Source organism: uncultured Bradyrhizobium sp. (assembly GCF_947648125.1).
GTDB lineage: Bacteria > Pseudomonadota > Alphaproteobacteria > Rhizobiales > Xanthobacteraceae > Bradyrhizobium.
Genome location: NZ_CANSMR010000027.1, coordinates 19,528 through 37,854 on the forward strand (window position 1 = coordinate 19,528; position 18,327 = coordinate 37,854).

Genomic DNA, 18,327 nt, shown 5'->3' on the forward strand with positions numbered 1-18,327 from the left:
CGCGCCTTGCCAATTGGGTAGCGCCCACGAGCGAAGCGACATGCGGGTATCGCTTCCGCCTTCGCCCTTCGAGCAACGGCGGACAAGTCGCTCACCCGCGCTACGGCCTACGTTCTTTCGTACCAACCGTTCAGCATCAGCGCGAGCACCGGAGCAGCGCCCCGCTCCATCCGCCGATAGTTCACAAATGCGCAGCACTCGATCAACGTTTCATACTGCTCGGGGCAACGCCGCCGAAAATCAGGGGCGTCGTCAATGCAGAGGGTGAGAATCTCTCCCTCCGCGACCGATACACCCGTCATTCCGCTTGCCGGATCATCGACATATGTTATGCAGTCGATCCACGCGTTCATGTTGCGGCCGTAGAACTCCGCAAGGCCAAGCGTCGACTGGAAGACGGTGTGAAAGCTGTCCCAATCCTTGATCTGGTCGGCTGGAACTTTGATGATCATGGGTGTCATCGTATCCGATTGCAGCCCCGCCGGACCAGCGTCCTCACAAACCGTCCGGCGGCAGGCCTGGCCCCGTCGCGGCCGGACGGAGTTTGTCGCGCATGCGCTCGCGGTAGAAGGCATAGAGGCCGGAGGCGACGATGATCGCAGCGCCCGCGAGCATCGCGCCATCGGGCTTGTGGCCGAAGGCGAGATAGCCCGTCAGCATCGCCCACGGCAATGCCGTATAGCGGAACGGCGCCACCGCCGAGATGTCGCCGGTGCGCAGCGACACGATGATGCATTGATAGCCGATCAGGATCAGCATCGCGGCCAACACCAGCAGGCCGAGGGCGTGGCCCGACGGCGGCCGCCAGCCGCCAAGCGGGACAAGAACCGCAGCGCCTGCCGTCGTCACCGTCACGGTGGTGAGCAGCGTGATGAACACGGTCGGCAAGTGCTTCGGGATGCGGCGGGTGGCGAGATCGCGCACCGCGCAGAAGCCGACTGAGGCCAGCGCCAGAAGCGAAGCCTGGCTGAAGCCTTCGGCGCCGGGCCGGACGATGACCAGCACACCGATGAAGCCGGCGGCGATAGCGAGCCAGCGCCGCCAGCCGACCGGCTCGCCGAACACCAGCGCCGCACCCAGCGTGATCACGAGCGGCAGCGCCTGGAAGATCGCCGACGCATTGGCGAGCGGGATCTGCGCGATCGCCGACAGATAGGTCAGCGTGCCGCCGATCTCGCCAAGGACGCGCAATCCGACCGGCCAGATCAGCAGCGCACCAAAACTGCGCAGCGCGTCGCGGTACCAGGCGAGCGCTGCGACCAGCACCATCGCGACCAGGCCGCGGACCAGCAGGATCTCGCCGATGTTGAGTTCCGCCGACACCGCCTTGGTGATGGTGTCGTTGGCCGTGAAGCTGGCCATGGCGGCCGCCATGAACAGGCTGCCGCGAAGATTCGGGGAAAGGGGCAAAGTGAAAGTGTCCGATCAGGACCAGGGCGGGCGTTGACCGGACTGACTTGCCAAAGCGGCGCAGCGAACTCAAGTCACAGATGGCTACAATGCGGAAACATGCCGCAGCTCGCAGCAGCGGCGCGAGCCCTGAGGGATCGCGCCGCGTATTCGGATCAGGTTGCGCCGGCCTTCTGCGCGTATTCCCATGACGCCTGCGACAGCGGCACGGTGCGCTTGGCCGACTCGAGGGCCTTGGCATTCGCGGCGGTGCCGTCGCGAACGCGGCCCGCAATGCCCTGCGTGATGCCGGCGAGACGGAACAGATTGTAGGAGAAGTACCAGTTCAGATCCGGCACAGCCATGCCGGTGACGTCGCAGTAGATCTGCGCGGCCTCGTCCTGGCTCGGAATGTTCAGCGCCTTGAGGTCGGCATTGGCGAGGCCAGGCATGGTCCACTGCATCAACAGATAGGTGAAGTCGGCCATGGGATCGCCGAGCGTCGACAATTCCCAATCGAGCACCGCCTGCACCCGCGGTTCGGTGGCGTGGAAGATCATGTTGTCGAGGCGATAGTCGCCATGCACGACCGAGACGCGCTTCTGCTCCGGCACCGTCTTCGGCAGCCACTCCGCGAGCTTCTCGAACTCGGGAATGTGCTGCGTCTCGGACGCACGGTACTGCTTGGTCCAGCGGTCGACCTGGCGCGCAAAATAATTGCCGGGCTTGCCGAAATCGACGAGGCCGATCTTTTCGGGATCGAGCATGTGCAGCTTCGCCAGCGTCTCGATCTTGCTGGTGAAGATCTTGTGGCGCGCGTCGGGCTCCTGGCTCGGCAGCGTCGGATCCCAGAACACCCGCCCCTCCTCCATCGACATGATGTAGAAGGCCGAGCCGATCACCGCATCGTCGGTGCACAGCGCATAGGCCTTGGCGACCGGGAAATTCTGCTTGCCGAGCGCCGCGATGACGCGGAACTCGCGATCCACCGCATGGGCCGACGGCAACAATTTACCGAACGGACGGCGGCGCATCACGTAATTGCGGCCGGGGGTTTCGAGCTTGTAGGTCGGGTTGGACTGGCCACCCTTGAACTGCAGGACCTTGAGCGGGCCCTGATAGCCCTCGACGTGTTCCTGCATCCAGGCCGCGAGGTTCGCCTCGTTGATGCGATGGCGCTCCTCGACTTCCCTTGTGCCGGAAAATTCTTCGTCTTTCCTGACGCCGTCCACCACGATGACGCTCCCTCAATTCAGTTTTTGGGGAGCGCCGTCGGACGCTCCTTCAATCAGGCTGGCACGCCAGCCTGATTTCTCTTTTTCATTCTGAGCACGATGTCAGCGCGAACGCCATGCGTTCCGCATCATGCTCAGTGCGACGTGTTTGCATACTTCCGAAGTTCAAGTCTGGCAATGGCGCGATTGTGCACCTCGTCCGGACCATCCGCCAGCCGCAGCGTGCGGATGTGGGCATAGTCCTTGGCAAGCCCGGCTTCGTCGGAGACGCCGGCGCCGCCGTAAGCCTGGATCGCCTGGTCGATGATCTTCAGCGCCATGTTCGGAGCTGCGACCTTGATCATCGCGATCTCGGCCTGCGCGGTCTTGTTGCCGACCTTGTCCATCATGTCGGCGGCCTTGAGGCATAAGAGGCGGGTCATCTCGATGTCGGTGCGGGCCTCGCCGATGCGCTGCTCCCAGACCGATTGCTCGATGATCTTCTTGCCGAACGCGGTGCGCGAGGCGAGCCGCCTCACCATCTTCTCCAGCGACTCCTCGGCCTTGCCGATGGTGCGCATGCAGTGATGGATGCGGCCCGGGCCGAGCCGACCCTGCGCGATCTCGAACCCGCGGCCTTCGCCGAGCAGGATGTTTTCCTTCGGCACGCGGACGTTTTCGAGCAGCACCTGGGCGTGGCCGTGCGGCGCGTCGTCGAAGCCGAACACCGGCAGCATCTTCTCGACCTTGATGCCGGGCGTGTCGAGCGGCACCAGGATCTGCGACTGCTGCTGATGCTTGGCGGCGTTGAAATCGGTCTTGCCCATCAGGATCGCGACCTTGCAGCGCGGATCGCCGACGCCCGACGACCACCATTTGCGGCCGTTGATGACGTAGTGATCGCCGTCCTTCTCGATGCGGGTCTCGATGTTGGTGGCGTCAGAGGAAGCAACCGCCGGCTCGGTCATCAGGAAGGCGGAGCGGATCTCGCCGTCCATCAGCGGGCGCAACCATTTGCGCTTCTGCTCCTTGGTGCCGTAGCGGATGAACACTTCCATGTTGCCGGTATCGGGGGCGGAGCAGTTGAACACTTCCGAGGCCCAGGAGATGCGGCCCATCTCTTCCGACAGCAGCGCGTATTCGAGGTTGCTCAATCCCGCGCCGTGGAATTCGTCATCCTCATGCGAGGACGGCGGCATGAACATGTTCCAGAGGCCTTCGGCCTTCGCCTTCTTCTTCAGATCCTCGAGGATCGGGATCACCTTCCAGCGCGGGCCTTCGGCGTCCTGCTTGTCGTAGACCGGCACGGCGGGACGGACATGCGTTTTCATGAAAGCCTGAACGCGCTCAAGCCATTCCTTCTGCCTGGCCGACATCGTGAAATCCATGGGACGCTCCTCGTTTCCTAGACTTGGGCCGCGGACCTGGGCCGTGAACTCGGGTCTTGGCCGTTTGGGCAACATTGTTGACCCCGCCTCCGCGGCCCGCAAGGGCGTTCGCGAAAACGGCGGCGGTGGTGTGCCAGAACGCTGCCCCGCGATCAGCGGATTGACATTTCCGGCTCTTCAAACGATAGTTTCATACAAATGTTTGAAATGCAACTCCCCGTCGTCTTCGTCATTCCCCGGCGCACCGCGGAATAACGGAAAGGCTCTCAGCCATGGCCAGCGACCAGACCCGATCCGCCATTCTCGCCGCCGCCGAGCGGCTCTATGCCGACCGCGGCTTCGGCGACGTCACGCTGCGCGACATCGTCGCGGAAGCGAACGTCAACCTCGCGGCGGTGAACTATCATTTCGGCTCCAAGGACGAATTGATCGCGGAGCTGTTCGTCACCCGCAGCATCCAGACCAACCGCGAACGTCTCAATGAATTGAAGGCGGCGGAGGAAAATGGCGGCGGTCGCGCCTCGATCGAGGACATCATGCGCGCCCTCGTCGGCCCCACTTTGCGCGGCTGCCTCGGGCCCGATCGCGAGGGCTCGACCGCGGCGCGCTTCATGATCCGCGCCTCGATCGAATCGGTGCCGCCGATCCGCCGCATCAAGAACCGCGAGGTCGATCATTTGCGCAAATTCGCCGCGGCAATGCGCCGCGCGATGCCGGGCCGTGACGACACCGAACTGTATTGGGGCCTGCACTTCGCGCTGGCGATGGCGCATCACACCATCCGCGAGAAGGAACGCCTGCTGCGGCTGTCGGAAGGCAAATGCGATCTCGACGACGTCCGCGCCATCATCGATCGCGTGGTCACGGTCTCGGTGATGGCGCTGACGATGGGCGATGTGCCGAGCAAGCCGGCGCTGCGGCCGGTCGTGGTGCACGGCCGGCTGACGCGGCAGGATCTGTAAGACTTTCCGCCCTACACCATCGCGATGCAATCGATCTCGATGTCGAACGGCCCGGTCCATTCCGGGATGCAGACGAAGATCCGCGCCGGCAGATCATCCGCGAAATATCTCCGGTAGATCGCGTTGAAGGTCGCGAAGTGTTTTGCCGAAGTGCAGAAGATATTGCACTTCATCACGTTGTCGAACGACGCGCCGGCCGCCTCGAGACACTGCTTGAGCTGCTCCATCACCAGCTCGCTCTGCCGCTCGATCGAGGCGCCTGCGGCGATCTCGCCGGTTGCCGGATCGAACGGCGGCAGGCCGGAGACGAAGACCATGTTGCCGGCGCGGGTGACCGCCGACGCCGGCGCCTTCCAGCGCTCCAGCCAACTTGAGATCGGTTCGACGCGAACCACTTCCCGTTTCATGATTGGCACCTTCGATAAGGGATCGATGGCGCCAATCTAGCAGGCCCGTGTCAATGATGCTTCGATGCAGATCGAAGTGTATCAGGCGCGACGCCGCTGTCGAACCGTCATCCTGAGGAGGCCGCACAGCGGCCGTCTCGAAGGATCGACGGCCACCAACCGGGCCGTGCATCCTTCGAGACGCGGCCAAGAGGCCGCTCCTCCGGATGACGGAACGGTGGACCGAAGCCGCGCGGGCCTACAGAATCCCCTGCGCCTTCAATCCTTCGACCTTGGCGTCGTCATAGCCGATGGTCGCCAGCACGTCCTTGGTGTCGGCCCCGAGCAGCGGCGGGGCGCGGTAGTCGGTGATCGGCGTGCCCGAGAAGGTCAGCGCGTTGCGGATCAGCGACAGGTTCGGCTCGAAGGGGTGATCGACCTTCACCCGCATGCCGCGCGACTGCACATGCGGATCGCTGAACACCTGCTCGAAATTGTTGATCGGGCCCGACGGCACGCCTGCCTCCTCGAGCTTCTCCAGCCAGTAGGCCACCGGATGTTTCAGGAACAGGCCGGCGAAGATCGCCATGATCTCCTTGCCGTGCACGACGCGGTCGTTGTTCTTGACGAAGCGCTTGTCGCTCGCGAGCTCGGGTTCGCCGAGCACGGCACAGGTGCGCTGGAACTGGCCATCATTGCCGACCACCAGCATCAATTCGCCGTCGGTGCAGCGGAACACGCCGGCCGGCATGCCGCCATTGCCCCAGGTGCCGCGGCGCGGCGGCATGTTGCCGTTGACGAGGTAGATCTGCAGCCAGTGCGACAGCGAGGCGATCACCGTGTCGAACAGGCAGACGTCGACATGCTGCCCTTCGCCGTTGTTGGCGTCGCGATGGTAGAGCGCCGACAGAATACCGATCGAGGTGTTCATGCCGGTCATGTAGTCGACGATCGAGGGGCCGACCTTCATCGGGCCGGCGCCGGGCTCGCCATCGATATGGCCGGTGACGCTCATCAGGCCGCCCATCGCCTGCAGGATCGCATCATAGCCGGCGCGCGTGGCGTAGGGGCCGGTCTGGCCGAAGCCGGTCACCGAACAGTAGATGATGCCGGGGTTGAGCTGCTTGATGGTGTCGTAGTCGAGGCCGTAGCGCTTGAGGTCGCCGACCTTGTAATTCTCCATCATCACGTCGACCGACTTGGCGAGTTCGCGGATGATCGCCTGCCCTTCGGGCTTGGCGATATTGACGGTGACGGACTTCTTGTTGCGGTTGGCGCAGAGGTAGAACGAGTTGTTGTTATTCGCCTTGCCTTCGGGATCGGCGAGATAGGGTGGGCCAAAGGCGCGGGCGTCGTCGCCGCCGCCGGGCCGCTCGATCTTGATCACCTCGGCGCCGAGATCCGCCAGCATCTGGGCCGACAGCGGGCCCGCGAGCACCCGCGTCAGGTCGAGAATCTTGATGCCCGAAAGTGGCAGAGCCGACATGAACGTTCCTCCGAAATCTTGCTAAATCTTGATTATCCGGCGCCGGACCGTGTCCTGCCCTGTCTTGGGCGCGCCAGAGCTTGCCGATACACCATTTTGCTGCCGCGAGCACTGCATTGTCGGCATGAAGCCATCCCCGTGTGGCGCAGCGGCGGGGGTCGTTTGGGAACCGGGCGCGAGGATCGGGCCGATTGCCGCCACGCGAAATTGTGAAGCTGGCCGACACCGATTTGCCGCAGCGTCTGCGGTATTTTACCGCGACGAGGAGGACATCATGCGGACATTCACGACGGCCGGGCTGCTGCTGACGCTGGTTGCGGCCGCGATGCCGCCGGCGGATGCGCGTGGCGGCCATGGCCATGGCGGCGGCTTGCACGGCATGCATGCCGGCGGCGCCAGTCGCGGCGGCGGATTCGCCGCCGACAAGCGCCACGCCGACGACCCCTACACCAAGGCGGCCTCCGAGGAAGAGGACCGCCTGCTCAACAACAAGCTGAAGAGCATCTGCCGCGGCTGCTAGGCCTCGTCCTCACAGATCGGGCCTGGGTCACAGCCCCTGGGGCGCCGGTTTGTCCAACTGCAGTGCAATCGCGAATGTCGCCTGAGGTCGCGGAAGGCCAACGAGTGACGTCACCCGGGCGTCGCCTGCCGCCTATTGTGGCCTATTTGATCCGGTGATTGTCGAGTGAAAGTCCCCCTGCCGATCGCGTAGCGTCTTGTCTTCGTTGAGCGGCCGCTTCGCGCTCGGGGTAACCAAGCCAGCCTTCGCACGCAACGCCTCGTCGTCCGGGATGACGCGAGTCATTCTGGAAAAGGCATGTGCCGGAAACACCGCAAGCAAGGCGAAGCCGAACGCGAGATGAATCCATTTTGCAGCCGCTTGCGTCTCTTCTCCGCCGTAATACAGCATGAGCGCGGTGACGCTCAGAACGGCCATGGCCGCGGTCGCCATGACACCCGTGATCGTGTTGCGCCCGCTCCGCCATCCCGCCCGGACGTGAAGCGGCAGCAGCGAGCCGACGGCGACGAGCAGAGCGTAGGCCGAGACACCATGCAGCGATAGCAACAGATGCGTCGTATCGCCGAGCTCGTCCGCGACGACGTCGTGCAGAACAAACCAGAGCAGACCCGACAGCCCCACCACCGCGACAGTCGCGAACACAGCTGTCTTCTGCCGGACCCCAAGACGCATCTCTCAGGCCACCTTCTCCGTGTTCGCGGCGGCGGACGTGATAAACGCCTGCACGCCGAACCGCGCAAAGTAGCCAACGTCCGCCCGCCCGATCTGCACCAGGACCTTCGTAAGCGCGTCGGCCAACAGGCAGGTCGGAGCAATGACCGAATAAGCCGAGTCTGGAGGCTGAATTGAACGGAGCGTTCCTTCCGCCGCCCCCTTGCACACGGTCAGGACGGCCGCGGAGGTCGCAATCGCCGCGTTGCGCAGGAGCCCTGCCTGTACGATCTGGCGATCTTCACCGGGACAGCGGATGTAGACGGGCTGGGCCGTTTCGCCGATCACGCGCATGTCGCCGCCGGCATTGACCAGGGCTTCGCGCACCCCGTGGGCCCGCAAGACGCCGATGGCGCGATCGACTGCAAAGCCCTTGGCGATGCCGCCAAAGTCGAGGGCGATATTCGCCGAGAACCTGACCCGGTCGTCGGACATGAGCTCAACCGCCGCGAACGTTCCTCCTCTGACATGCCCGAGGCCCTGCGACGGCAACGAGCCGCGCTGCATTGCCTCATGACCGACAGCACAATCGAACAGGCCGTCCGTTGCATCGAACAGCGAACGTGCCCTGCGCAGCACACTCGCCGTCCAGGGGTCAACGACTACGGGCCGAGATGCGGCTTGGCGGTTGAGACGTGACAAATCGCTGTCGGGATCACGAAAGCTCATCAGGCGATGCACTCGCGCGACCGCCGCGAAGGCGGCGTCGACCGCCCGCACCAGGGCCAGCTCGGCAAGGCCAACCGCGCTGATTTCGACGAAAGTTCCCAGCAGCGGGCGTGCACGTCTCATCCCCGCACCTTCAAATTTTGCAGGACCCGTTTGACGCCGTCAGTGACGTGCTTCGACGACAACGTGGCACCGCTGATGTTCTTGATGTCGGCGCCAAGCTGCAGTGGCGAGCTCGCGCTCTTGCCGACAAATTGCGAGCGCCAGGAGGCATCGCGCACCTCGTAGCCATAGGACTCCCGGTAGTCCATGATCTCGATCTGCTTGACCGTCCCGTTTGGATTGATGCCGATCGCGACCGTAATATATTCGTGCTTGCCGACCACGCGCTCAACGACGAAATAGCCGCCGTTCGACGTCCGCCACGTATTCGATTGCCCCGTACCGGTGAATGTCGCACCGGGAAAAATAGTGCGCTGTGCCTGCTCGACGGAGAAATAAGTCGTCGCATAGGCCGGAGTGGAAATCGCGGCGACCGGGAGCCAGATCCAATGACTTGCCTTCATCGTAAGGTCCTTCAGAAGGTGTAGCCGGCTTTGAGCCGGAAACGGAAGCGCTCGAAATCATTGTCGAGCACGAGATGATTCACCAGCGAGCCCGGCACCGTGTCGGTGTGCACCGTCGCCCAGGGCATCTGCCAGAGCGCGGTCGCAGTGAAGAAGAAACGCTCGCCGCCGAAATGAATAGTGGGGCCGAGATAGTAGCCGCTGTTCGAGAGGTGCGTGAAGTTGAAGCTGTTGTACTCGAGCTCGTTAACAAGCTCGACTCCTGCCGACCAATTCTCGATGAAGCGGTAGGAGACGGCGAGCGCGAAATTGACGTCGGTTTCCTCCTGCCAGTTGAAGACAGTTGGGTTGTCATCGCTGGGCAGGTTGCGGAATTCGGGCGCATAGGTGAAATTGAACGCGACGGTCAACAGATCGTCCAGAAAGTTCTTCTGCACGATGACCTTGTTCTCCAGCTCGAAGAAATTTTTCCCGATCGTCGGCTCGGTGTAGAGCGCAAGACCGATACCGTCGGTGTAGGGGCTGAGAATCCGGTAGATCAGCTCGCCCGAAACGCCGGTGAAACGCTTCGCGTTGAAGTAATCGTCCGGACCGGCAGCGTAGTCGGCGAACTGCTCGGGCGGGGTCGTCGCATTAAAGGGGCCATTGTGATAGGCCTGCGTCCAAGCGTAGTTGAGATAGATGGCCGCCTGAAGATTGCTGGACAGACCATATTCGAACTCGGTCCGGCCTTCGATCTGATCGTAGGTGCCGCCGTTCTTCTGATGCCGCCAAGTTAGCCATTGCTCGACCTCCTTACCGCCTTGAGGCAGCAGATCGGTCGTGTAGACAAAGGCAAACATGGACTCTTCGGCGAAGGCGGAAGAAGCAACCAGCGACAATATCACCGCGAGCAGGACGGCATACGCCAAATGACCAGCGTATATCGATAGTCGTCTCGCGCCCGCTCGCTCGCGGCCGCTTCGTTTCTCGCTCGATCGCACCGTCGGCAACCGAGATGAACCCAGACCAGATCTTCCAACCATCGCCACCCCCATTGGGCTCATGCCAAGATGAGTTCTTTGGCTGGCTTCCTCCGCTCTTCGCAAAGGTGGCTGGCTAGGAACGTGAATGCTTAACGCGCCGCACGAGAATCCCCGATTCGACGCCGGCGCTCTCTTCGCTACTTCGTCAAGATAAGCTTGCCCGCGGCTGTCAATTGCAGCCGATAGAACTCCTCTTCATGCTTGATAAGCAGCAGCCGCTCGCCTCCGAGGAGATCTCGGCTGTTCACCGCACGCGGCGCAGTCTGCGAGGACTGCGCAATAACCGATCTGCTGACGTGAGCCGATTTGTCCACCATCGCTTTCCCAAACGCCCGCTACAGCACACATCCATCTCCGCCGAGGTCATAGCCATGACCTCCGGCAGACTTGTCCGCTCGAAATTCAAAGTTAGAGCCCCGCCAATTCGTCCCCTGCGGAGCACGCCAGGCGACAGCTAAGTAGTCATCCGGCTCGAAGTGGAATTAAGCTGCAATGCTGGTCCGAGACAATATGCCTCAGCTAGAATCCATCTAATGGTCGAGACCACCTCGTGGGAAGCGACGAGGTGAAGACCGCCTGCTCACAGCAAGCTGAAGAGCATCTGTCGGGACTGCTAATCAGGACGCGATCGCCTGCCGCGGCTGCGCGGTGGCGCCGATCAGCTTGCCGATCTCGGGCTTGCAGCCGCCGCAATTGGTACCGGCCTTCAGGCATCGGCCGATCGCCTCGACGCTGTCGGCGCCCTTCCTGATCTCGGCGGTGATTTGGTGCCGTCCGACGCTGAAGCAGGAGCAGACGATCGGACCAACATCCTCGCCCGCGCCGAACGGCCGCCCGGCCAGCAGCGCCATCCGCGCATTGGCCGACAATTGTTGCTCCGCGAACAACCCGGTCAGCCAGGCCCGCGACGGCAGCACGTGATCGGGCGCGATGAATACGCAGCCCTCGAGCCGGCCCTCGCGCACCGCTGCATAGCGGAAGCGGCCCGCGGCCGGATCGCGATAAGCAATCCATTCGATCTCGACGCCTTCGAGACCGAGCTGTGCCCGCGCCCAGTCGCGCCAGCTCTCCGGGCGGACGTCGAGCGCAAGCTCCAGCCGCGTGCAATCGCCGGCCTTGCCGTAAACCCAGTATCCGCTCGCCGGACGTTTGATCGCATCGCGGCTCAGGATGAAGGCGTGCCATTTCGGCGCGTAAGGATCGGCCTTGATCGGCGTATGCTTCGACTCCGGCTGGCCGGACAACGGATCGACCGCCGGATTGACCAGCGCGTTGACGCGGCCCGCGCCGGCGAATTCCTCGTTCCAGTGCATCGGCACGAACACGCAGCCGCGGCGCTGGTCGGCGCTGACCACGACGCGCGCGATCATCTCGCCCCAGCTGCTGGTCAGCCGCACCAGTCCTTCGTTTTGCAGCCCGGCCTGCCGCGCATCCTCGGGATGAAACTCGGCATAGGGCTCGAAGATATGCGACAGCAGCCGTCCGGTTTTCCCGGTCCGGGTCATGGTGTGCCACTGATCGCGGACACGGCCAGTGTTGAGCACCAGCGGAAAGTCGCGGCTGGTCGCATGCCGCGCCGCGCGCGGCGCGACCGGCACGAAGCGCGCCTTGCGGTCGGGCGTGAAAAACTTTTGGCTCTCGAACATCCGCGGCGTGCCGGCCGGATGGTCCGATGTCACCGGCCACTGCACCGGCGCCAACGCGTCATAGGCGCCGTCATCGAGCGCGGCGAGCGCCGAGATGTCGAAATCGCGCTGGCCGTTATTCTCGAAGCCCGACAATTCGGCATGCTCGCGGAACACGTCCGCCGCCGAGGCGTAGTCGAAGCCCGGATATCCCATGCGGGCGGCGACGTCGCAGATGATGCGCCAGTCGGCGCGCGCTTCGCCGGGCGCGGCGAGGAACGGTCGCTGCCGCGAGATCCGGCGCTCGGAATTGGTGACGGTGCCGTCCTTCTCGCCCCACGCCAGCGCCGGCAGCAGCACATCGGCATGCCGCGTGGTGTCGGTGTCGCGCATGCAATCGGTCACCACGACGAGTTCGCAGGCGTCGAGCGCGGCGCGCGCGCGGTCGGCATCGGGCAGGCTCACCACCGGGTTGGTCGAGATGACCCACACCGCCTTGATGCGGCCGTCGGCGATCGCATCGAACATGTCGACCGCCTTCAGCCCGCCCTTCTCCGCGATGACCGGCGCGCGCCAGAACCGCTGCACCAGCTCGCGATGCGCCGGGTTCTCGATCTCCATATGCGCGGCCAGCTGGTTGGCCAGCCCGCCGACCTCGCGGCCGCCCATTGCGTTGGGTTGCCCGGTCAGCGAGAACGGCCCCATGCCGGGACGGCCGATGCGCCCGGTCACGAGATGGCAGTTGATGATGGCGTTGACCTTGTCGACGCCGCTCGACGACTGGTTGATGCCTTGCGAATACAGCGTGACGACGCGCTCGGTCTTCGTGAACCAGTCGAAGAACAGCCCGACCGCGCCTTCGCTCAGCCCACAGGTCGCAGCCGTCTGCGCCAGGGTCTGGCCGGCCACCTGCTTGAGGGCGTCGACGATCCCCGTCGTGCAATTGCCGACAAAGCTGCGATCGACTGCATTGCTGCCGGCCATGAACGCGAACAGCCCGTTGAACAGCACCGAGTCGCTGCCGGAGCGCAGCGGCAGATGCAGATCGGCGCCCTCGCAGGTCGCGGTGCGGCGCGGATCGATCACCACGATCTTGCACGCCGGGTTCTTCTCCTTCGCCGCCAGCATGCGCTGGTGCAGGATCGGATGGCACCAGGCGGCGTTGGAGCCGACCAGTACCAGCAAGTCCGCCTGCTCGAGATCCTCGTAGCAGCCCGGCACGGTGTCGCTGCCGAAGGCGCGCTTGTGCCCGGCGACGCTGGAGGCCATGCACAGCCGCGAATTGGTGTCGATATTGGCGGTGCCGACAAAGCCCTTGGCGAGCTTGTTGATGACGTAATAGTCCTCGGTCAGCAGCTGGCCGGAGACATAGAACGCGACCGCGTCGGGCCCGTGCTCGCGGATAACCTTGTTAAAGCCGTCGGCGACACGATCGAGCGCGTCGTCCCACGCCGCGGGCAGGCCATCGACGACAGGCTCGAGCAGACGCCCGTCGAGATCGATGGTCTCGGCGAGCGCCGAGCCCTTGCTGCAGAGCCGGCCGAAATTGGCCGGATGCTGCTTGTCTCCTTCGACCCGGACGGCGCCCGCCGCGTCCCTCGACGCAATGACGCCACAACCGACACCGCAATAGGGACACGTGGTCTTGACGGACATGGCTGGCCGATCCTTGCCCGCTCAGCTCACCGCAGCCGACTGCCGCACCGACAGCCAGACAATTCCGTTCTCAACCTTGGCCGGATGGGTATGCGTGCAGCCCTCGTCGGGCGCGACCGCCTGCCCGCTCGCCAGCTCAATGACGAAATTATGCAGCGGACAGGTCACGCGCTTGTTGTGCACGATGCCCTGCGACAGCGGACCGCCTTTGTGCGGGCAGCGGTCGTCGAGCGCGAACACCTCGTCGCTCTCGGTTCGGAACACCGCGATGTTGCCGCTTGGGGTGCGCACCACGCGCGAGCCGAGCCGCGGAATGTCGTCGAGCGCGCCGATTTCGATCCAGCTGGTCATGCGAGCTCCAATTCGGCGAGAGGTGCGAACTCGTTGCGGTCGACGCCGCGGCTGGCGCGCTCGGCCCACGGATCGGTCTGCGCGAACTGCTGCGAATGGGCAAAGCGGGCGAACAGCGCCTTGCGGTTGGTAATGTCGTCGACCACCCGCTTCCTGATCTGCTCGAGACCGACGCGATCGCACCATTTGTACATGCGCTCGAGATACCAGCCCTCCTCGCGGTAAAGCTGGGTCAGCGCCACGATCACCTCGAGCGTCTCGTCCTCGGTCTCGACCTTGGTCAGGAACTCGGTGCCCTTGATGTGCAAGCCCGCGGCGCCGGCAAAATGGATCTCGTAGCCGGAATCGACGCAGACCACGCCGACGTCCTTGCAGGTCGCTTCCGCGCAGTTGCGCGGGCAGCCCGAGACGCCGAGCTTGACCTTGGCCGGCGTCCACGAGCCCCACATGAACTTCTCGAGCTTGACGCCGAGACCGGTTGAGTCCTGGGTGCCGAAGCGGCACCATTCCGAGCCGACGCAGGTCTTCACCGTGCGCAAGCCCTTGGCGTAGGCATGGCCCGACACCATGCCGGCGTCGTTGAGATCGGCCCACACCGCCGGAAGGTCCTCTTTCTTGACGCCGAGCAGGTCGATGCGCTGGCCGCCGGTGACCTTCACCGTCGGGATGTTGAACTTCTCGGCGACATCGGCGATGGCGCGCAGCTCGCTCGGCGTGGTGACGCCGCCCCACATCCGCGGCACCACCGAATAGGTGCCGTCCTTCTGGATATTGGCGTGGACGCGCTCATTGATGAAGCGCGACTGCTGGTCGTCGCGATACTCGCCCGGCCAGGTCGCGAGCAGATAGTAATTGAGCGCCGGACGGCAGGAATGGCAGCCGTTGAGCGTCTTCCACTCCATGAAGCGCATGACGGCGGGAATGGTCTTGAGCTGCTGCTCGACGATGACGCGGCGGACGTCGTCGTGGCTGTGATCGGTGCACTTGCACAGCGGCTTGACCTTCGGCGCCGCCGAATAGTCGCCGCCGAGCGTGAACGCCAACACCTGCTCGACCAGGCCGGTGCAGGAGCCGCAGGACGACGACGCCTTGGTATGGGCGCGGACGTCGTCGAGCGTGAACAACTTCTTCTCGGAGATTGCCTTGACGATCGTGCCCTTGCAGACGCCGTTGCAGCCGCAGATCTCGGTCTCGTCGCTCATCGCGGCAACCGAGTTCTGGCCGCTGACGCCGCCCTCGCCGAGATTGGCGGCGCCGAACACCAGGCGCTCGCGCATATGCGAGACGTCGGTGCCGTCCCGCAAATGCTGGAAGTACCAGGGACCGTCGATGGTGTCGCCATAGAGCACCGCGCCGACGATCTTCTTGTCCTTCAGGATGATGCGCTTGTAGACGCCGCGATTGGCGTCCTGCAGCACGATCTCCTCCTTGTCCGGGCCTGGCGCGAAGTCGCCGGCCGAGAACAGGTCGATGCCGGTGACCTTCAGCTTGGTCGAGGTGACCGAGCCGTCATAGGTGGCAAAGCCCTTCATCGCGAGGTGGTTGGCGCAGACCTTGGCCTGGTCGAACAGCGGCGCGACGAGACCATAGGTCTGGCGGCGATGCTGCACGCATTCGCCCACCGCATAGATGCGGCCGTCATAGGTCTGCATGGTGTCGGAGACGACGATGCCGCGCTCGCAGTAAAGCCCGGCCTTCTTGGCGAGCTCGAAGTTCGGGCGGATGCCGACCGCCATCACCACGAGATCGGCCGCCAGCTCGGTGCCGTCGCCGAAGCGCACGCCGGTGACGCGGTCCTCGCCCAGGATCGCCTGGGTCTGCGCCGGCATCTTGAACACCATGCCGCGCTCTTCCAGCGACTTGCGCAGCAGTCCGCCGGCCACCGGATCGAGCTGGCGCTCCATCAGGGTGTCGAGCAGATGCACCACCGTGACGTTCATGCCGCGCTTCATCAGCCCGTTGGCGGCTTCGAGGCCCAAGAGGCCGCCGCCGATCACGACTGCGTTGCGATAGTCGGTCGAGGCCTTGATCATGCGATCGACATCATAGATGTCGCGGAAGCCGATCACGCCCGGCAGGTCCTTGCCCGGCAGCGGCAGCATGATCGGATTTGAGCCGGTCGCGATCAAAAGGCGGTCATAGGGAACGCGCTCGCCGGTCTCGGTGACCACTTCACACGTGCGGCGATCGATCATGCTGATCGTCTCGCCCTTGCGCAGCGTGATGTTGTTGTCCTCGTACCAATCGACGGTGTTGAGCATGATGTCGTCGACGGTCTTCTCGCCGGCGAGCACCGGCGACAGCAGGATGCGGTTGTAATTGCCGTAAGGCTCGGAGCCGAACACCGTGATGTCGTAGAGATCGGGGGCGCGCTCGAGCAGCGCCTCAACCGTGCGGATGCCGGCCATCCCGTTGCCGATCACCACGAGCTTCTGCTTGGTCACTTTGTCGAGCATGGTCTGCCTTTCAATTCCGACGGCGCTACGCAGCGACGCGGTGTGCGTCGTTGATGGGCACCGATAAAGGTTTGGAGTTGTAGGAAGCCCAGCCGCGGGCGCAGACCGTCTTCGATGACGACCGATGTTCCGTTATTGACTGATATTCAAAACGCGTGCCAACTCGGTGCGGACGAATTTTTCTGCAGAATCAACGGCTTTTCTGCGACCTCGCATGTGCCTGATGACGCGCCGCGCGGCCGGCTGGCCGAATTTTTAGCCACGCCGATGATCTCTTGTGCATCACAGCATCAGCAGCGGCGACGGCGCTCGCGAACCCGCCGCGGATACGCCATCGCGCGCTCGTGACGCATCGCACAAGAAAGCATCAGCGTGCGCGTTTACGCGGCGGCGCTTGCTGCAAGCCACGCCAATTCCGATCGCCGAACTTGGTTCGCGATCTCGCGGCAACGTCTTGCGACTGCAAGGCAAAGCGACGCGATCGATTCGATGGCACGCAAATTGCTGACCTGAACTCTTGACGGAGTGCGTCTCAACGGCGAGCGCGCTTACGCATTCACCCACATTCGATTTATCTGCGCCCGAGAGAGTCGCACGTCAGCGGCCATCTCCGCCGCATCACCGCGAGACGCTTGCGATGAAGCTAGCCGAGTTCAAGAAGGCAGGTCACTGGCCGACCCTGCTCGCCGCGTTCCTGTACTTCGACATCAGTTTCATGGCGTGGGTCGCGCTCGGACCGCTGATCGTCTACATCGCGCGCGACATGAATCTGGCGGTCAACGAGAAGTTCACCCTGGTCGCCATTCCCGTGCTCGCCGGCGCGCTGTTGCGCGTGCCGATGGGCATTCTCGCCGACATCATCGGCGCCAAGCGCACCGGCATCATCGCCCAGCTCGTCGTGATCGCCGCAACCGCATCGGTGTGGCATTTCGGGCTGACCAGCAAGCTCGCAATCGAGCTGTTCGGGCTTGCGCTCGGCGTCGGCGGCGCCTCGTTCGCGGTCGCCCTGCCCCAGGCCAGCCGCTGGTACCCGCCGCAATACCAGGGCGTGGTCATGGGGATCGCCGGAGCCGGCAACATGGGCGTCGTGCTCGACACGCTGCTGGCGCCGTCGATCGCCGAACATTGGGGCTGGCAGGCCGTGTTCGGCTGCCTCTTGGTTCCGATGCTGATGGTGCTCGCCTATTATGCCGTCGCGGCCAAGGACGCGCCGGGCGAGCGCAAGAAGATCTCGCTGCAGGCCTACGGCGCGCTGCTGAAGGATTCCGACAGCCGCTGGTTCATGTTCTTCTACTTCATCACCTTCGGCGGCTTCGTCGGCCTCGCCAACGCGCTGCCACTCTATTTCACCGTGCAGTATCACGTCTCGGGCGTGGCAGCCGGCATGCTGGTCGCGCTGATCGTCGCGTTCGGTTCGGGCTTCCGCCCGGTCGGCGGCATGATCGCCGACCGCATCGGCGGCATTCGTTCGCTGTCGATCCTGTTCGGCGTGGTCGTCGCCGCCTATCTCGTCATCGCCTTCATGCCGGAGGGCCCGACCGCGCCGGCCGCGGGCGGCTGGGCGTTGACCGAGCTGCCGCGCATCGCCTGGATCTCGGTGCTGCTGTTCTCGATCGGCGTGCTGGCGCTCGGCATGGGCAATGGCGCGGTGTTCCAGCTGATCCCGCTGCGCTTCCGCCACGAGATCGGCCTGATGACCGGGCTGGTCGGCTGCGCCGGCGGCATCGGCGGCTTCTTCCTCGCCCAGACGCTTGGCTTCGCCAAGGGCATGACCGGCGGTTTCGGCGCCGGCTTCCTGTTCTTCGGCGCGCTGGCGTTGCTTGGCTTCATCGGACTTGCCATGGTCAAGGTCCGCTGGCGCACCACCTGGGGCGCGGTGTCGGGAGCGCGTGTCTAACGGCCCGCTCCGAAAAGGACGGGTTC

At 64.1% G+C, this 18,327-nt stretch carries 18 protein-coding genes; 4 read left to right on the top strand and 14 right to left on the bottom strand.

Going from position 1 to position 18,327, the window contains the following annotated elements:
- Positions 1 to 107: 107 nt before the first annotated feature.
- The 4 genes from Q0030_RS32310 to Q0030_RS32325 all read right to left on the bottom strand — a co-directional run bounded on the left by Q0030_RS32310 (position 108) and on the right by Q0030_RS32325 (position 3,991).
- Complete coding sequence (locus Q0030_RS32310; RefSeq protein WP_298376548.1) at positions 108 to 452, bottom strand: barstar family protein; 345 nt, start codon at positions 450 to 452, stop codon at positions 108 to 110.
- A 43-nt stretch (positions 453 to 495) separates the two neighbouring features.
- A complete protein-coding gene (locus Q0030_RS32315) occupies positions 496 to 1,410 on the bottom strand; it encodes a DMT family transporter (RefSeq protein WP_298376550.1) in 915 nt (304 codons plus the stop codon).
- A 155-nt stretch (positions 1,411 to 1,565) separates the two neighbouring features.
- Positions 1,566 to 2,624: a phosphotransferase family protein gene (locus Q0030_RS32320; protein ID WP_298376553.1), complete on the bottom strand. Its 1,059-nt coding sequence runs from the start codon at positions 2,622 to 2,624 to the stop codon at positions 1,566 to 1,568.
- Between the two features lie 134 nt (positions 2,625 to 2,758).
- Positions 2,759 to 3,991, bottom strand: a complete 1,233-nt coding sequence (locus tag Q0030_RS32325; protein ID WP_298376555.1) for an acyl-CoA dehydrogenase family protein — start codon at positions 3,989 to 3,991, stop codon at positions 2,759 to 2,761.
- Between the two features lie 272 nt (positions 3,992 to 4,263).
- Between Q0030_RS32325 and Q0030_RS32330 the strand changes: the two genes are divergently transcribed.
- Entirely contained in the window at positions 4,264 to 4,953 is a 690-nt protein-coding gene (locus Q0030_RS32330; RefSeq protein ID WP_092115017.1) for a TetR/AcrR family transcriptional regulator, read from the top strand.
- Between the two features lie 11 nt (positions 4,954 to 4,964).
- Here the strand turns inward: Q0030_RS32330 and Q0030_RS32335 are convergent, their stop codons facing one another.
- Both Q0030_RS32335 and Q0030_RS32340 read right to left on the bottom strand, forming a co-directional pair.
- Positions 4,965 to 5,360: a Rid family hydrolase gene (locus Q0030_RS32335; protein ID WP_298376561.1), complete on the bottom strand. Its 396-nt coding sequence runs from the start codon at positions 5,358 to 5,360 to the stop codon at positions 4,965 to 4,967.
- Positions 5,361 to 5,598: 238 nt separating this feature from the next.
- Entirely contained in the window at positions 5,599 to 6,825 is a 1,227-nt protein-coding gene (locus Q0030_RS32340) for a CaiB/BaiF CoA-transferase family protein (protein WP_298376564.1), read from the bottom strand.
- Between the two features lie 274 nt (positions 6,826 to 7,099).
- Here Q0030_RS32340 and Q0030_RS32345 point away from each other — a divergent pair, with 274 nt between their 5' ends.
- Positions 7,100 to 7,345 carry a hypothetical protein gene (locus Q0030_RS32345; protein ID WP_298376567.1) on the top strand — a complete coding sequence of 82 codons (246 nt, stop codon included), beginning with the start codon at positions 7,100 to 7,102 and terminating at the stop codon, positions 7,343 to 7,345.
- A 132-nt stretch (positions 7,346 to 7,477) separates the two neighbouring features.
- Here Q0030_RS32345 and Q0030_RS32350 read toward each other — a convergent pair whose 3' ends face one another.
- The 8 genes from Q0030_RS32350 to nirB form a co-directional block, all read right to left on the bottom strand.
- Positions 7,478 to 7,987 carry a hypothetical protein gene (locus Q0030_RS32350; RefSeq protein ID WP_298376571.1) on the bottom strand — a complete coding sequence of 170 codons (510 nt, stop codon included), beginning with the start codon at positions 7,985 to 7,987 and terminating at the stop codon, positions 7,478 to 7,480.
- Between the two features lie 33 nt (positions 7,988 to 8,020).
- Positions 8,021 to 8,848: an FAD:protein FMN transferase gene (locus tag Q0030_RS32355; protein WP_298376574.1), complete on the bottom strand. Its 828-nt coding sequence runs from the start codon at positions 8,846 to 8,848 to the stop codon at positions 8,021 to 8,023.
- A complete protein-coding gene (locus tag Q0030_RS32360; RefSeq protein ID WP_298376576.1) occupies positions 8,845 to 9,291 on the bottom strand; it encodes an FMN-binding protein in 447 nt (148 codons plus the stop codon). The genes Q0030_RS32355 and Q0030_RS32360 overlap by 4 nt, the downstream gene beginning before the upstream one ends.
- An 11-nt stretch (positions 9,292 to 9,302) precedes the next feature.
- The gene (locus tag Q0030_RS32365) at positions 9,303 to 10,172 is read right to left on the bottom strand and encodes a DUF6662 family protein (RefSeq protein ID WP_298376579.1); all 870 of its coding nucleotides are present in this window, start codon (positions 10,170 to 10,172) and stop codon (positions 9,303 to 9,305) included.
- A 281-nt stretch (positions 10,173 to 10,453) separates the two neighbouring features.
- Positions 10,454 to 10,633, bottom strand: coding sequence for a hemin uptake protein HemP (locus Q0030_RS32370; protein WP_298376582.1), 180 nt, complete (start codon positions 10,631 to 10,633; stop codon positions 10,454 to 10,456).
- A 300-nt stretch (positions 10,634 to 10,933) separates the two neighbouring features.
- Positions 10,934 to 13,597 carry a nitrate reductase gene (locus Q0030_RS32375; protein WP_298376585.1) on the bottom strand — a complete coding sequence of 888 codons (2,664 nt, stop codon included), beginning with the start codon at positions 13,595 to 13,597 and terminating at the stop codon, positions 10,934 to 10,936.
- A 21-nt stretch (positions 13,598 to 13,618) separates the two neighbouring features.
- Positions 13,619 to 13,948, bottom strand: coding sequence for a nitrite reductase small subunit NirD (gene nirD / locus Q0030_RS32380; RefSeq protein WP_298376588.1), 330 nt, complete (start codon positions 13,946 to 13,948; stop codon positions 13,619 to 13,621).
- Positions 13,945 to 16,404, bottom strand: coding sequence for a nitrite reductase large subunit NirB (gene nirB / locus Q0030_RS32385; RefSeq protein ID WP_298376591.1), 2,460 nt, complete (start codon positions 16,402 to 16,404; stop codon positions 13,945 to 13,947). The genes nirD and nirB overlap by 4 nt, the downstream gene beginning before the upstream one ends.
- Before the next feature lie 114 nt (positions 16,405 to 16,518).
- On the opposite strand from nirB, the gene Q0030_RS32390 reads away from it, so the two are divergent.
- Both Q0030_RS32390 and Q0030_RS32395 read left to right on the top strand, forming a co-directional pair.
- Positions 16,519 to 16,752: a hypothetical protein gene (locus tag Q0030_RS32390; RefSeq protein ID WP_298376594.1), complete on the top strand. Its 234-nt coding sequence runs from the start codon at positions 16,519 to 16,521 to the stop codon at positions 16,750 to 16,752.
- A 289-nt stretch (positions 16,753 to 17,041) separates the two neighbouring features.
- The gene (locus Q0030_RS32395) at positions 17,042 to 18,301 is read left to right on the top strand and encodes an MFS transporter (protein ID WP_298376595.1); all 1,260 of its coding nucleotides are present in this window, start codon (positions 17,042 to 17,044) and stop codon (positions 18,299 to 18,301) included.
- Positions 18,302 to 18,327 lie beyond the last annotated feature (26 nt).